The organism is Rhodanobacter soli, assembly GCF_039523495.1.
In the GTDB taxonomy this organism is placed as follows: domain Bacteria; phylum Pseudomonadota; class Gammaproteobacteria; order Xanthomonadales; family Rhodanobacteraceae; genus Rhodanobacter; species Rhodanobacter soli.
Window position 1 is genome coordinate 63,040 of sequence record NZ_BAAAFK010000002.1, and the last position, 13,594, is coordinate 76,633.

The 13,594-nt window shown below is 66.9% G+C and carries 13 protein-coding genes; 10 read left to right on the top strand and 3 right to left on the bottom strand.

The window, feature by feature from the left end; translation table 11 throughout:
* Nucleotides 1-147: 147 nt before the first annotated feature.
* Together ABD024_RS15340 and ABD024_RS15345 are read left to right on the top strand one after the other, a co-directional pair.
* Nucleotides 148-2,373: an NADP-dependent isocitrate dehydrogenase gene (locus ABD024_RS15340; RefSeq protein WP_343855420.1), complete on the top strand. Its 2,226-nt coding sequence runs from the start codon at nt 148-150 to the stop codon at nt 2,371-2,373.
* A 130-nt stretch (nt 2,374-2,503) separates the two neighbouring features.
* Nucleotides 2,504-3,508, top strand: a complete 1,005-nt coding sequence (locus tag ABD024_RS15345) for a TraB/GumN family protein (protein ID WP_343855008.1) — start codon at nt 2,504-2,506, stop codon at nt 3,506-3,508.
* Between the two features lie 19 nt (nt 3,509-3,527).
* On the opposite strand, the gene ABD024_RS15350 is transcribed toward ABD024_RS15345, so the two are convergent.
* Both ABD024_RS15350 and ABD024_RS15355 read right to left on the bottom strand, forming a co-directional pair.
* Nucleotides 3,528-4,472: an aldo/keto reductase gene (locus ABD024_RS15350; RefSeq protein ID WP_343855013.1), complete on the bottom strand. Its 945-nt coding sequence runs from the start codon at nt 4,470-4,472 to the stop codon at nt 3,528-3,530.
* An 87-nt stretch (nt 4,473-4,559) separates the two neighbouring features.
* Nucleotides 4,560-4,754, bottom strand: coding sequence for a hypothetical protein (locus ABD024_RS15355; protein WP_343855017.1), 195 nt, complete (start codon nt 4,752-4,754; stop codon nt 4,560-4,562).
* 109 nt (nt 4,755-4,863) lie between these two features.
* Here ABD024_RS15355 and ABD024_RS15360 point away from each other — a divergent pair, with 109 nt between their 5' ends.
* From ABD024_RS15360 to ABD024_RS15380, 5 genes are all read left to right on the top strand, one after another.
* On the top strand, nt 4,864-5,784 hold the full coding sequence (locus ABD024_RS15360; RefSeq protein WP_343855020.1) for a LysR substrate-binding domain-containing protein: 921 nt from the start codon (nt 4,864-4,866) through the stop codon (nt 5,782-5,784).
* Nucleotides 5,785-5,855: 71 nt separating this feature from the next.
* On the top strand, nt 5,856-6,968 hold the full coding sequence (locus ABD024_RS15365; protein WP_343855025.1) for an S-(hydroxymethyl)glutathione dehydrogenase/class III alcohol dehydrogenase: 1,113 nt from the start codon (nt 5,856-5,858) through the stop codon (nt 6,966-6,968).
* Nucleotides 6,969-7,051: 83 nt separating this feature from the next.
* Nucleotides 7,052-7,714, top strand: a complete 663-nt coding sequence (locus ABD024_RS15370) for an NYN domain-containing protein (protein WP_343855028.1) — start codon at nt 7,052-7,054, stop codon at nt 7,712-7,714.
* Nucleotides 7,715-7,790: 76 nt separating this feature from the next.
* Complete coding sequence (locus ABD024_RS15375) at nt 7,791-8,720, top strand: class I SAM-dependent methyltransferase (protein ID WP_343855031.1); 930 nt, start codon at nt 7,791-7,793, stop codon at nt 8,718-8,720.
* Between the two features lie 13 nt (nt 8,721-8,733).
* Nucleotides 8,734-9,270 (top strand): pseudouridine synthase, encoded by a 537-nt coding sequence (locus ABD024_RS15380; protein WP_343855034.1) that lies wholly within the window; start codon nt 8,734-8,736, stop codon nt 9,268-9,270.
* Nucleotides 9,271-9,298: 28 nt separating this feature from the next.
* Here the strand turns inward: ABD024_RS15380 and ABD024_RS15385 are convergent, their stop codons facing one another.
* Complete coding sequence (locus tag ABD024_RS15385) at nt 9,299-10,096, bottom strand: TatD family hydrolase (protein WP_343855037.1); 798 nt, start codon at nt 10,094-10,096, stop codon at nt 9,299-9,301.
* 386 nt (nt 10,097-10,482) lie between these two features.
* Here ABD024_RS15385 and gspE point away from each other — a divergent pair, with 386 nt between their 5' ends.
* The 3 genes from gspE to ABD024_RS15400 form a co-directional block, all read left to right on the top strand.
* The gene (gspE, locus tag ABD024_RS15390) at nt 10,483-12,177 is read left to right on the top strand and encodes a type II secretion system ATPase GspE (protein WP_343855039.1); all 1,695 of its coding nucleotides are present in this window, start codon (nt 10,483-10,485) and stop codon (nt 12,175-12,177) included.
* Nucleotide 12,178: 1 nt separating this feature from the next.
* On the top strand, nt 12,179-13,396 hold the full coding sequence (gene gspF / locus ABD024_RS15395) for a type II secretion system inner membrane protein GspF (RefSeq protein WP_343855041.1): 1,218 nt from the start codon (nt 12,179-12,181) through the stop codon (nt 13,394-13,396).
* A 31-nt stretch (nt 13,397-13,427) separates the two neighbouring features.
* Nucleotides 13,428-13,594, top strand: a 167-nt coding sequence (locus ABD024_RS15400) for a type II secretion system protein (RefSeq protein ID WP_343855421.1), incomplete at its 3' end; no start/stop codon positions are given.

A 13,594-nucleotide genomic window follows, 5' to 3' on the forward strand; every position in this document is an offset into this window, starting at 1 on the left:
ACCGCATGTTGCCGGATGGCTGCGGTCGCGCTTTCCCCTCCCCGGCGAAAACGCGACAATGGGAGGCTTGTATCAGCGGGCTGCGGGTATCAAGCCACCCGCCGTTCCCTTCCGGCCAATGCAGTAGCACAGAGGTCCATGCAGACAATGTCCACCACGCCCAAGATCATCTACACGCTCACGGATGAAGCTCCGTTCTTGGCCACGCAGTCGCTGCTGCCGATCGTCGCGGCGTTCACCGGCACGGCGGGCATCAGGGTGGAGACGCGCGACATCTCGCTGGCCGCACGCATCATCGCGCTGTTTCCGGAAGCGCTGAAAGAAGATCAGCGGCTGGCCGACGACCTAGCCGAACTGGGCCAGCTGGCCACCACGCCGGAAGCGAACATCATCAAGCTGCCGAACATCAGCGCCTCGATGCCGCAGCTGAAGGCGGCAATCAAGGAGCTGCAGGGCCAGGGTTACGCGCTGCCGGATTACCCGGATGCGCCGAAGAACGACAGCGAGAAAGACGTCAAGGCACGCTACGACCGGGTCAAGGGCAGCGCGGTGAACCCGGTGCTGCGCGAGGGCAATTCCGACCGCCGCGCGCCGACCTCCGTGAAGAACTACGCGCGCAAGCATCCACACAAGATGGGCGCGTGGAGCAAGGATTCGCAGACCCACGTGGCGCACATGGACGGCGGCGACTTCTACGGCACCGAGAAGTCCGCGCTGATCGCGCAGGCCGGCAACGTCAGCATCGAGTGGTTCGGCAAGGACGGCAGCCACGCCGTGCTGAAGCCGAAGACCGCGCTGCTGGCCGGCGAGATCATCGACGGCGCGGTGATGAGCAGGCGCGCGCTGGCCGGTTTCATCGACGCGCAAATTGCAGATGCGAAGCAGCAGGGCGTGCTGTTCTCGCTGCACCTGAAGGCGACCATGATGAAGGTCTCCGATCCGATCATGTTCGGCGTGGTGGTCGGCGAGTTCTACAAGGACGTGCTGGCGAAGCATGCCGATGCGCTGAAGCAAATCGGCTTCAACCCGAACAACGGCATCGGCGACCTGTACGCGCGCCTCGGCTCGCTGCCGGAAGCGCAACAGGCGGCGATCAAGGCCGACCTCGACGCCGAGTACGCGCAGCGCCCGGGCGTGGCGATGGTCAACTCGGACAAGGGCATCACCAACCTGCACGTGCCCAGCGACGTGATCGTCGACGCCTCGATGCCGGCGATGATCCGTGACTCCGGCAAGATGTGGAACGCGCAGGGTCAATTGCAGGACGTCAAGGCGGTGATCCCAGACCGCAGCTACGCCGGTGTCTATCAGGCCACCATCGAGGACTGCAAGGCGCACGGCGCATTCGACCCGGCCACCATGGGCAGCGTGCCTAACGTGGGCCTGATGGCGCAGGCGGCGGAGGAATACGGCTCGCACGACAAGACCTTCCAGGTCGCCGGCGATGGCGTGGTCAAGGTGCTCGACGAAGCCGGCACGGTGCTGTTGCAGCACGACGTCGAAGCCGGTGACATCTGGCGCATGTGCCAGACGAAAGATGCGCCGATCCAGGACTGGGTGAAGCTGGCGGTGAGCCGTGCGCGCCACACGCCAGCGGTGTTCTGGCTCGACCCGGCCCGCGCGCACGACGCGCAGGTGATCGCCAAGGTCGAGCGTTACCTGAAGGATCACGACACCAGCGGCCTGGACATCCGCATCATGGATCCGGTCGCCGCGACGAAGTTCTCGCTCGAGCGCATCCGCCAGGGCCTGGACACCATCTCGGTCACCGGCAACGTGCTGCGCGACTACCTCACCGACCTGTTCCCGATCATGGAGCTGGGCACCAGTGCGAAGATGCTGTCGATCGTGCCGCTGATGGCCGGCGGCGGCCTGTTCGAGACCGGCGCCGGCGGCTCCGCGCCGAAGCACGTGCAGCAGTTCCTGGAAGAGAACTACCTGCGCTGGGATTCGCTGGGCGAGTTCCTCGCGCTGGCCGCGTCGCTGGAACACTTGGGCAACCGTTATGGCAACGCCGAGGTGGACGTGCTGGCGAAGACGCTGGACCAGGCCAACGGCAAGTTCCTCGACACCGACAAGTCGCCTTCGCGCAAGCTCGGCGGCATCGACAACCGCGGCAGCCACTTCTACCTGGCGCTGTACTGGGCGCAGGCGCTGGCCGCGCAGGACGTGAACGCCGCGCTGAAGGCGAAGTTCGCGCCGCTGGCCAAGGCGCTGACGGAGAACGAGGCGACCATCGTCGACGAACTCAACCGCGTGCAGGGCAAGCCGGTCGACATCGGCGGCTACTACCACCCGGACCTGGGCAAGGTCGGCGCGGCGATGCGCCCCAGCGCGACGTTCAACGCGGCGCTGGCGAAGCTGACGGCGTGACGCACTGAGAAACGGGCTGGAAGCGAAACGGGGCACCCTGCGGTGCCCCGTTTCCTGTCGAGGGTGCGGGCCACCTGCGGCTCAGGATCGTCCTGCCACAATGAAGGCCATTGGGAATGGAGCGATCCGGATGCGTCTGCTGCACTTGGCTTTCCTGTTTGTGCTGGGCGCACCGCTGCCGGCGTTCGCGCAATCGGCGGCCGTGCCGCCGGCACCGGACGTGGCCGACCTGCCTGCCGTGGTGGTCAGCGGCGTGCAGCCCGGCCCCGGCTTGTGGAAGGTGAGCAAGGGCGATCACGTGATGTGGGTGCTCGGCACGCTGTCGCCGCTGCCGCGCGACATGCAGTGGCAGTCGCGCGAGGTGGAACAGGTGATCGGCGCCTCGCAGCAGATCTTGCTGGCGCCCTCGGTGCAGTTGAAGGCCGACGTCGGCTTCCTCGGCAAGATGTTCCTGCTGCCTTCGGCCTACAGCGCGCGCAAGAACGCCGATGGCCAAACCCTGCAGCAGGTGCTGCCGCCGCCGGTGTATGCGCGCTGGCAAGTGCTGAAGCAGAAATACCTCGGCGACGACCGCGGCATCGAGCGCTGGCGGCCGCTGTTCGCGTCGCAGGAGCTGTACCGCAGGGCGCTGAAGGCGAATGGCTTGAGCCGATCCGGCGGGATCAAGGCGAACATCGACGCACTGGCCAAGCGCCACGGCGTGCCCGAGCTGGTGACCGACTACCCCGTGCTGATCGAGCACCCGCGCGCGGCGATCAAGGCGTTCAAGCAGGCCGCGCCGCGCGACACCACCTGCTTCATCCGCACCCTGGACAGCGTCGAGCGCGACATCCCGGCGATGACCGCGCGCGCGAATGCCTGGGCCACCGGCGACCTGCAGGCGCTGCGCGAACTGCCCGACAGCGATCGCCACGACGCCTGCGTGGCGGCGGTCGCCGGTGCCGGCTTCGCGCAGACGCTCGGTCTCGATGATGTGCCGGCGAAGCAGCGCGCCACGTGGCTGGCCGCTGCGCGCAAGGCGCTGACCGGCAACGCGCAGACCTTCGCGCTGCTGCCGATGGACGAACTGCTGAAGCCGGACGGCTACCTGGCCACGCTGCAAGTCGAGGGCTACCAGGTCGACGCGCCGGAGTGAGATGCGGCGGGAGCCGTGTTCAGGCGCTGGCCAGGTCGAGCTGCGCGATCTCGTTGTCGCTCAAAGTCAGCGCGGTGGCGCCCAGCAATTCGCGCAGCTGTTCCACGCTGGTGGCGCTGACGATCGGTGCGGTGAGGCCGGGGCGGGCGATCAGCCAGGCCAGCGCGATCTGGGCGGGCGTGGCGCCATGCGCGGCGGCGACGGCGTCAAGCGCGGCGAGGACCTGCAGGCCGTGCGGATTCAGGAACTGCTTCACCGCGCCACCGCGTGCGCTGCTCTTGGCCAGGTCCGCTTCGCTGCGGTACTTGCCGCTGAGGAAGCCGCTGGCCAGCGCGTAGTAGCCGATCACGCCGATGTTCTCGCGCCGGATCAGCGGCTCCAGTTCTTTCTCGTAGCCGGCGCGGCTGACCAGGTTGTATTCCGGCTGCAGGCTTTCGTAGCGCGGCAGGCCGTGTTGTTTCGCGATGGTCAGCGCATCGGCGAAGCGGGCGGCGCTGAAGTTCGATGCGCCGATCACGCGCACCTTGCCGGCCTCGATCAGCCGGGCGAATTCGCCCAGCGTGTCTGCCATGGGCACGCTGGCATCGTCCTGGTGTGCCTGGTACAGGTCGATGCAGTCGACCTGCAGGCGTTGCAGCGAACCATCCACCGCCTGGCGGATGTTCACCGGCGACAGGCCGGGGTGTTCGGCCCACTTGGCGACCTTGGTCGAGATCAGCACGCGGTCGCGCTTGCCGCTCTTCCTCAGCCACTTGCCGATGATGGTTTCCGACTCGCCGCCGGCGTTGCCCGGCACCCAGGCCGAATAGACGTCGGCGGTGTCGATCAGGTTGCCGCCGGCGTCGACGAAGGCATCGAGCAGCTCGAACGAGCGCTTCTCGTCCACGCTCCAGCCGAACACGTTGCCGCCGAAGGCGAGCGGGGCGATGGAAAGTGGCGAATGGCCGAGCGGACGCTGCTGCATGGAGAAACCTCGGATGGGGCGGGGGACACTCCATCCGAGGTGGTTGCGGCCGGCGCCGGAATCAAGCGCCGGCCGCCGCGCTGCGGGTCAGCGGGGCCGGATGAGTCGCGGCCAAGTCGATGCACAGCAGATTGCCGCGATCGACTTGGCCTTCCTGGCGGCAGCCTTGTCGGCGATGGCTTTGCGCTCGCTCGCGTCGTCTTGCGGATCGGGCCGCCAGGACGGATCGATGTTGGTGAGGTGACCGTGCAGGAACAGCAAATCTTTCCAGATCGAGCTCATGGGGGAAGCCTCCTTGGGAAGCCTTGGACTTGGGGTGCGCTCAAGGTACGCGTGCCGGCGGTCGCCAAAAAGCGATATATTCACAAGCCAGCCTTGAGGGATATTCAAGATGGGAAAGCTGCCGCTGGGGCTGCTGCAACAGTTCGTGCTGGTCGCCCGGCTGGGCAACCTGTCGCGTGCCGCGGCGCAGGCGAATCTCACCGTCAGCGCGCTCAGCCACCAGATGCGCCAGCTGGAAGAACGCCTGGAGCGGCGTCTGTTCGAACGTGGCCCGCGCGGGGTGACGCTGACCGTCGAAGGTTGCAGCCTGCTGGAGGCGGTCGGCGAACATTTCGACGGCATCGAACACGCGCTGGCGCATTACCGCACGCGCCACCACGATGCGCTCACGCTCAGCGCCAGCCCCGGCATCATGTCGAGCTGGCTGGTGCCGCGGTTGCCGAAACTGGTCGCCGCGCATCCGGAGCTGGAGCTCAGCCTGCAGTCCGGTTCGGCGCTGGTGAACTTTGCGCGCGAACCGGTGGACGTGGCCCTGCGTTACGGCCGTGGCGAATGGCCCGGCCTGCACTGCGAACGCCTGTTCGGCGAATGGATCGCACCGGTGGCCGCGCCCGCGTTGATCGCGCGGATGGCCGGTGCCGATCCGCGCGACCTGTCGCGCTGGCCGCTGCTCGGTGAGCCGAATCCTTCCACGCGCTGGAGCGATTGGTTCGGCCGCACCGGCGGTACGCCACCGAAACGCTACGTGGCGCAGTTTGACAGCCTCGATGCGCTGCGCCACGCCGCGCTGGAAGGCCTGGGTGTGGCCCTGGGGCGGATGGTGACGTCGAAGTCGCTGATCGACGCCGGGCGGTTGCAGGTGCTGGGCGAAAACTACCTGGCGGTGAAGGAGGCCTACTGGTTGGTGTATCCGCCACGCTCGCAGGAGCACCGCGGCTTGCAGCTATTCCGCGAATGGCTGCTGGCCGAGGCGGACGACTACGGTCGGCAGATGTCGGCGTTTCGGCCCGATGACACGGCGGTCGATTGACGCGGTTTCGCAAACGGGCCGGACGCGGCATCATCGTGGGTTGCTATAAAACCATTGTCAGGAGTTGAATCATGAAGTCACGCGCCGCCGTCGCCTGGGAAGCCGGCAAACCGCTCAGCATCGAACAGGTCGACGTGGCCGGGCCGAAGGCCGGCGAGGTGCTGGTGCGCATCGTCGCCACCGGCGTCTGCCACACCGATGCGTTCACCCTGTCCGGCGCCGATCCGGAAGGCCTGTTCCCGGTGATCCTCGGCCACGAGGGCGGCGGCATCGTCGAGGAAGTAGGCGCGGGCGTGACCTCGTTGCAGGTGGGCGACCACGTGATTCCGCTGTACACGCCGGAATGCGGCGAGTGCAAATTCTGCCGCTCCGGCAAGACCAACCTGTGCCAGAAAATCCGCGTCACCCAGGGCCAGGGCCTGATGCCGGATGGTACCTCGCGCTTTTCGTTGAACGGCAAGCCGCTGCTGCACTACATGGGCACCAGCACGTTCAGCGAATACACCGTGCTGCCGGAAATCTCCGTGGCGAAGATCAACAAGGCAGCGCCGCTGGAAAAGGTGTGCCTGCTCGGCTGCGGCATCACCACAGGCATCGGCGCGGTGCTGAACACGGCGAAGGTCGAACCGGGCGCATCCGTGGCGGTGTTCGGCATGGGCGGCATCGGCCTGTCGGTGGTGCAGGGCGCGGTGATGGCGAAGGCCGGCCGCATCGTGGTGGTCGACACCAATCCCGACAAGTTCGAGATGGCGAAGCTGCTTGGCGCGACGGACTTCATCAATCCGAAGGATTACCCGGACACGCCGATCCAGCAGGTGATCGTCGAGCTTACCGACGGCGGCGTGGACTACTCGTTCGAGTGCATCGGCAACGTCCACGTGATGCGCTCGGCGCTGGAGTGCTGCCACAAGGGTTGGGGCGAGTCGATCATCATCGGCGTCGCCGGCGCGGGCCAGGAGATCAGCACGCGGCCGTTCCAGCTGGTCACCGGTCGGGTCTGGCGCGGCTCGGCGTTCGGCGGCGTGAAGGGTCGCTCGCAGCTGCCGGGCTACGTGGATCGGTACATGGCCGGCGAGATCAAGATCGACGAGATGATCACCGAAGTGCTGCCGCTGGAGCGCATCAACGAGGCCTTCGAGCTGATGCACGAAGGCAAGGTGATCCGCTCGGTGATCCACTACTGAAGTAGAATGCGCACACGCCGCCGGCTCCATTCTGCTGGCGGCACTCATCCTCGTTTATGCCAGCACATCCACAAGGTTGTTCCATGAACCGCACCGCCATCCTCGTCGACGGCGCCTTCTTTCTTGCCCGCTATCGCAAGGTGTACGGCGAGCGCGACGCCGGCGACGCGCGCGCCGTGGCGAAGACCGTGTTCAGCATGGCGCTGGAGCATCTGAAGGCGGTCGATCGGCCGCGCGAGCAGCTGTACCGCATCTTCTTCTACGACTGCCCGCCGCTGGAAAAGAGTTTCGTCAAGCCGATCAGTGGCGACAGCATCGACTTCGGCCGTACCGGCGCCGCCGCCTTCCGCCGCGAGCTGCATGACCAGCTGCGCCGCCAGCGCAAGATGGCGCTGCGGCTGGGCCGCTTGGCCGAGCGTGGCGAGTGGCAGTTGAAGCGCGGTGCCTACCAGCAGTTGCGCGACGGCAGCCTGCACTGGGACGATCTGGGCGACGAACATTTCGAGCCGGACATGCGGCAGACCCAGGTCGACATGAAGATCGGCATCGACATCGCCGCGCTGACTTACAAGAAGCTGGTCGACCAGATCATCCTGGTCGCCGGCGATGCGGATTTCATCCCGGCCGCGAAGCTGGCCCGCTACGAAGGCATCGACTTCATCCTCGACCCGATGTGGCAGGGCATCGCGCCGGACCTGCACGAACATATCGACGGCCTGCAATCGGTGTGCCCGCGGCCGTTTTGAACCATCTACCCAGTCTGCACATGATTTTCGTGATATTGCGTCAAATCCGGACGGCCAATGCGCCAAGGAGTCATCGATGAACCGCGGAACACAAGTGACAAGGATGGGTACGGCGCGCCTGGTCGCGGCACTGCTGTTGGCGGTCTGCCTGGGCCTGCCCGCCGTGGCCGGCGCGCAAGTGGCGCGGGTCGAGCCGGACCAGCCGGCCGACATGCTGGTGCCCCCCACCAGCGCCAGCGATTTCACCGCCTCGCAGCTGGACAGCGTGCTGGCCGGCAGCTGGCGTTCGCCGGCGAACCGCGCCCGCGACGTGTATCGCCACCCCAAGGCCACCTTGCAGTTCTTCGGCGTACGGCCGGATCGCACGGTGATCGAGATCACTCCCGGCGGCGGCTGGTATGCCGAGATCCTGGCACCGCTGCTGCATGACAACGGCCACTACGTCGCGGCGGAGAAGGCGCCTGCCGCCGACAGCGAGGCCCGCAGCGACGACAGTGCCCTGCGCAAGAAATTCGCGGCCGATGCCGTGCACTACGGCAACGCCCGCATCGTCCAGTTCGATCCGCAGGCGCCGGTGTTCGGCGCCCCCGCTTCGGCCGACCTGGTGCTGACCTTCCGCAACGTGCACAACTGGGTCATGGCCGACACTGCGCCGGCGATGTTCAAGGCGTTCTTCACGGTGCTCAAACCCGGCGGCGTGCTCGGCGTGGTCGACCACCGCGCCGACGACAGCGCCTCGCTGGAAGCGGTGAAGCGCAGCGGCTACCTGCCCACGGCTTACGTCGTGAAGCTGGCCACCGAGGCGGGCTTCACGCTGGACGAAAGCAGCGAGATCAACGCGAACCCGAAGGACACCAAGGACTACCCGAAGGGCGTATGGACGCTGCCGCCCACGCTCACCCTGGGCGAGCAGGACAAGGCGAAATATCTGGCCATCGGCGAGTCCGACCGGATGACCCTGCGCTTCGTCAAACCCGTGGTGCCGGCAGCGGCTTCGACCCCCTGACCCGACGCACGCCGTGCTGATTGCGCTGAACAAGCCGTACGGCGTGCTGTGCCAGTTCACCGATGACCGCGGCCGCGCCACGCTGGCGGATTTCGTCAAACAAAAAGACGTCTATGCGGCTGGACGGCTGGATCACGACAGCGAAGGATTGCTGTTGCTCACCGACGACGGCCGGCTGGCGCATCGGCTCACCGACCCTCGCCACAAGCAGGCCAAGACCTACCTCGCGCAGGTCGAGGGCACGCTCGACGAGGTGGCGCTGCAAGCCTTGCGCCGCGGCGTGCTGTTGAACGACGGCCTGACCCAGCCGGCCGAAGCCGAGTTCGCCAGTGAACCTGACTGGCTATGGCCGCGCGATCCGCCAGTGCGTTTCCGCAAGGCGATTCCCACCAGCTGGCTCAGCCTGACCCTGCGCGAAGGCCGCAACCGCCAGGTGCGCCGGATGACCGCGGCGGTCAGCTTCCCGACCCTGCGGCTGATCCGCGTGCGTATCGGCGAATATGCGCTGGACGGCCTGACGCCCGGCGCGACACGAGTGCTCCAGCGGTAGAAGCGCACCTTGTGAACGGGGTGCGCTTCTACGCGAGGGGTGCCAGCCCGAAGAATGTCTCGGCCGTCGCCGTGCTGTTCGCCGCGGTGATTTCCACGCTCTCGCCGCGATCGCGGGCGATCTCCTCGCAGATGTGCTTCAGGTACATTGGCTCGTTGCGCCGGTGCGCCGGCGGCGGGCGCACCGTGCGTGGCAGCAGGTAGGGCGCGTCGGTCTCGAGCATCAGCCGGTGCGCCGGAATCGTGCGCACCAGTTCGCGCAAATGGGTGCCGCGGCGTTCGTCGCAGATCCAGCCGGTAATGCCGATGTGGCAGTCCAGCGCCAGGTAATCGCGCAGCGCCTCGCCGGTATCGGTGAAGCAGTGCACCACCGCGCCCGGCACCTTGTCGCGGTAGCGCCTGAGCAGCGCGATGAAATCCGCATGCGCGTCGCGCTGGTGCAGGAACAGCGGCATCTGCAAGTCCACCGCGATCTGCAACTGGCGTTCGAACACCTGCAACTGCACGTCGCGCGGCGAGTAGTTGCGGTTGTAGTCCAGTCCGGTTTCGCCGACCGCGCGTACTGCAGGGTCCCGCGCCAGTTCGCGCAGCAAGGCATCGGTGGCGTCGTCGTAGTCGACCGCGTGATGCGGATGCACGCCGGCGGTAGCGAACAGCGTGCCGGCATGCGCCTTCGCCAGTACCAGTGCGTGTTCGCTGCCGTCACGCGACGCACCGGTCACCACCATCCGCGTTACGCCCTGCGCCTGCGCGCGCTGCAGCACGGCATCGAGATCGTGATGGAACGACTCGTGGGTGAGGTTGGCGCCGATGTCGAGCAGTTGCATGGTGGGGACCGGTGATCAAAGACCGGCATTGTCCCAGACCGCGGCAAGCGCAGGCCACAGCTTCGAACCCGGGAGGGAGCCCGGATGGCAGCGGAGCGATGTCGTCGGAACAACTTGCGCGATCCGCATCACACCCGGCACGAATCGGGAAATTTTCCTAGGCGGCGGAGGCCCATGAGACCGGGTGCAACCGTCACAATGGGCGTCCCCGGCAAGCGGGCTGCGTGAACGGGCAGGATATGGCGGCGAATGATGCTCGCTTGACGGTTGGCGTATGTGATAACAATGACGATCGTCGTTTCGCAGCAGGAGACGTCGGCGACTTTTGCAGGTATCGAGCGGGGTGAAGGATGTCGGCAGCCATTGAGCCGGCGGCCAGCGGGGGCATGGCCGTGAACGATCGCGAGGCGGAAGTCTGCGCGTGGCTGGTCGCGCGCGGCCGCCTGAAGGACAGCGACCTGGGTCGCGCCCGCCGCCTGCACGAGGAATCGGCCGAGGGCACGCTGACCACCTTGATGGCACGGCTCGGGCTGGTGTCCGAACGCGACCTGGCCGAGGCCTGGGCCGAGCTGCTGCAGGTGCCGCTGCTGGCGGCGCGCGATGCGCCGGAACTGCCGCCGGCGGACCTCGATGTATCGCTGCGCTTCCTGAAGCAGCAGCACGTGGTGCCGGTGCAGGATGACGTGCATGGCCTGGCCCTGCTGGTGGCCGATCCGGCCGATCCGTATCCGTTGCAGGCGGTCGAACTGGCGGCGGGCCGGCCGGTGGCGTTGCGGGTCGGGCTGCGTTCGGAAATCGACGGCCTGATCGAACGCTATTACGGCAGCGGCCGTTCGGCGATGGGCACGATCGTGGAGAACCTCGACGGCAGCGCCGCGGAAGAGGACGACGTCGAGCACCTGCGCGATCTCGCCTCCGAAGCGCCGGTGATTCGGCTGGTCAATCTGATCCTTCAGCGCGCCGTCGAGCAGCGCGCATCGGATGTGCACATCGAGCCGTTCGAGAACCGGCTGAAGGTGCGCTACCGCATCGACGGCGTATTGCATGAAGTCGAGGCGCCGCCATCGTCATCGACCGCCGCGGTGATCTCGCGCGTGAAGATCATGGCGCGGCTGAACATCGCCGAGCGTCGGCTGCCGCAGGACGGCCGCATCCAGCTGCGCGTGCAGGGCAAGGAGCTCGACCTGCGCGTGTCGACCGTGCCGACCAGCTTCGGCGAATCGGTGGTGATGCGCATCCTCGACCGTGAATCGGTGGTGTTCGACTTCGCCTCGCTCGGCTTCACCGACAGCTTCCAGCAACGCTTCGTCGACGTGCTGGAAAAGCCGCACGGCATCCTGCTGGTGACCGGCCCCACCGGCTCGGGCAAGACCACCACGCTGTACACCGCGCTGTCGCGGATCAATACCAACGACGTGAAAATCATCACCGTCGAGGATCCGGTCGAGTACCAGCTCGAAGGCATCAACCAGATCCAGGTGAAGCCGCAGATCGGGCTGGATTTCTCCGGCGCGCTGCGCTCGATCATGCGCCAGGACCCGGACGTGATCATGATCGGCGAAATGCGCGATCTGGAAACCTGCCGCATCGCGATCCAGTCTGCGCTCACCGGTCACCTGGTGCTGTCCACGCTGCATACGAACAGCGCCGCCGGCGGCATCACGCGCCTGCTCGACATGGGCGTGGAGGATTACCTGCTCGGCTCCACCATCAACGGCATCCTGGCGCAGCGCCTGGTGCGTCGGCTCGATCCGGAAACGGCGATCCCGTACGAGGCGCTGCCGGAAGTTGTCGAACAGTTCGAGCTGCACAAATACACCGACGAACGCCCGATCCGCCTGTGGAAGCCGGGTAGCAGCGCGGCGAACCCGACGGGCTACCGTGGCCGTCGCGCGATCATGGAGTTCCTCACCATGAGCGATCCGCTGCGCCGACTGGTGATGCAGCGCGCCAACGAAGGCGAGATCGAGCGGCAGGCGCGCGCCGAAGGCATGCGCACGATGTACGAGGACGGCATCGCCAAGGCCGTGGCCGGCATCACCACGCTGGAAGAAGTGCTGCGCGTGACGCAGGAAAGCTGAGATGGCGCAGTTCCGCTACAAGGCGGTCAACGATGCCGGCGAAACGCTGCAGGGCCAGATGGAAGCGGCCAGCGTCGAGGAAGTGATCGGCCGCCTGCAGGACCAGGGCCACACACCGCTGGAAGCGCTGCCGGCCGATGGTGCAGCCGGCGGCAGCGGGTTGGCGGGATGGTTCAAGCGCGGTCCGTTCAGCGGCGACCAGCTGGCCCAGTTCACCCACCAGCTGGCGACCCTGCTCGGCGCCGGCCAGCCGCTGGACCGCGCGCTCGGCATCCTGCTCGACCTGCCCGAAGGCGAGAGCGCGAAGAAGCTGATCGAACGCGTGCGCGATCGCGTGCGCGGCGGCAACACGCTGTCATCGGCGCTCGACGAAGAGCACGGCGTGTTCCCCAAGTTGTACGTCAGTCTGGTACGCGCCGGCGAGGCCGGCGGCTCGCTGGAGGAGACGCTGCGCCGGCTGGCCGATTATCTCGAGCGTGCACAGCAACTGCGCGGCAGCATCGTCAATGCGCTGATCTATCCGGCGTTCCTGCTGGTTGGCGTGCTCGGCTCGCTGGTGCTGCTGCTGGCCTACGTGGTGCCGCAGTTCGTGCCGATCTTCGAGGACATGCAGGTGCCGATCCCGTGGATCACCCGAGCCGTACTGGTGCTCGGCAACACGCTGCAGGCGTGGTGGTGGCTGATCCTGCTGCTGCTCGGCGGCGGCGCGTTCGCCTGGCGCGCGCGGCTGCGCGATCCGGCGGCGCGACTGGCCTGGCATACCCGCCTGCTGCGGCTGCGCCTGGTCGGCCCGCTGCTGCTGAAGGTGGAAACCGCGCGCATCGCGCGCACGCTGGGCACCTTGCTGAAGAACGGCGTACCGTTGCTCAGCGCGTTGACCATCGCGCGCCAGGTCACCGGCAACCGCGCGCTGGACGCGGCGCTGGAGGCGGCGCACGAACAGGTCAAGGGCGGCGCGGGCCTGAGCCTGGCGCTGGGCCAGTCGAAACTGTTCCCGCGGCTGGCGATGCAGATGGTGCAGGTCGGCGAGGAAGCCGGCCAGCTCGACACCATGCTGCTGAAAGTCGCCGACACCTTCGAGCTCGAGTCCAGGCGCGCGATCGATCGTTTGCTGGCCGCGCTGGTGCCGGCGCTGACCATCGTGATGACCGTGCTGGTGGCGAGCATCATGGCCGCGATCCTGCTGCCGCTGCTCAGCCTGACCAGCAATATCCAGTAGACATTCCATTCGCACATCCGAGGTGATTTCCATGCAGCGCAGGCAGCCACGACGACCCGGTTCGAACGCCGGTTTCACCCTGCTCGAAATGCTCGCGGTGATCGTGCTGATCGGCATCATCGGTGCGGTGGTGGTGACCCAGGTCGGCAAGAACGTCGACAAGGGCAAGTACGGCGCCGGCAAGGCGCAGCTGATGAC

What these genes read in the sequence shown, in the direction of transcription:
- ABD024_RS15340 (WP_343855420.1), top strand. Translation starts at nt 148, where the DNA reads ATGTCCACCACGCCCAAGATCATCTACACGCTCACGGATGAAGCTCCG.
- ABD024_RS15345 (WP_343855008.1), top strand. Translation starts at nt 2,504, where the DNA reads ATGCGTCTGCTGCACTTGGCTTTCCTGTTTGTGCTGGGCGCACCGCTG.
- ABD024_RS15350 (WP_343855013.1), bottom strand. Translation starts at nt 4,472, where the DNA reads ATGCAGCAGCGTCCGCTCGGCCATTCGCCACTTTCCATCGCCCCGCTC.
- ABD024_RS15355 (WP_343855017.1), bottom strand. Translation starts at nt 4,754, where the DNA reads ATGAGCTCGATCTGGAAAGATTTGCTGTTCCTGCACGGTCACCTCACC.
- ABD024_RS15360 (WP_343855020.1), top strand. Translation starts at nt 4,864, where the DNA reads ATGGGAAAGCTGCCGCTGGGGCTGCTGCAACAGTTCGTGCTGGTCGCC.
- ABD024_RS15365 (WP_343855025.1), top strand. Translation starts at nt 5,856, where the DNA reads ATGAAGTCACGCGCCGCCGTCGCCTGGGAAGCCGGCAAACCGCTCAGC.
- ABD024_RS15370 (WP_343855028.1), top strand. Translation starts at nt 7,052, where the DNA reads ATGAACCGCACCGCCATCCTCGTCGACGGCGCCTTCTTTCTTGCCCGC.
- ABD024_RS15375 (WP_343855031.1), top strand. Translation starts at nt 7,791, where the DNA reads ATGAACCGCGGAACACAAGTGACAAGGATGGGTACGGCGCGCCTGGTC.
- ABD024_RS15385 (WP_343855037.1), bottom strand. Translation starts at nt 10,096, where the DNA reads ATGCAACTGCTCGACATCGGCGCCAACCTCACCCACGAGTCGTTCCAT.
- gspE (WP_343855039.1), top strand. Translation starts at nt 10,483, where the DNA reads ATGGCCGTGAACGATCGCGAGGCGGAAGTCTGCGCGTGGCTGGTCGCG.
- gspF (WP_343855041.1), top strand. Translation starts at nt 12,179, where the DNA reads ATGGCGCAGTTCCGCTACAAGGCGGTCAACGATGCCGGCGAAACGCTG.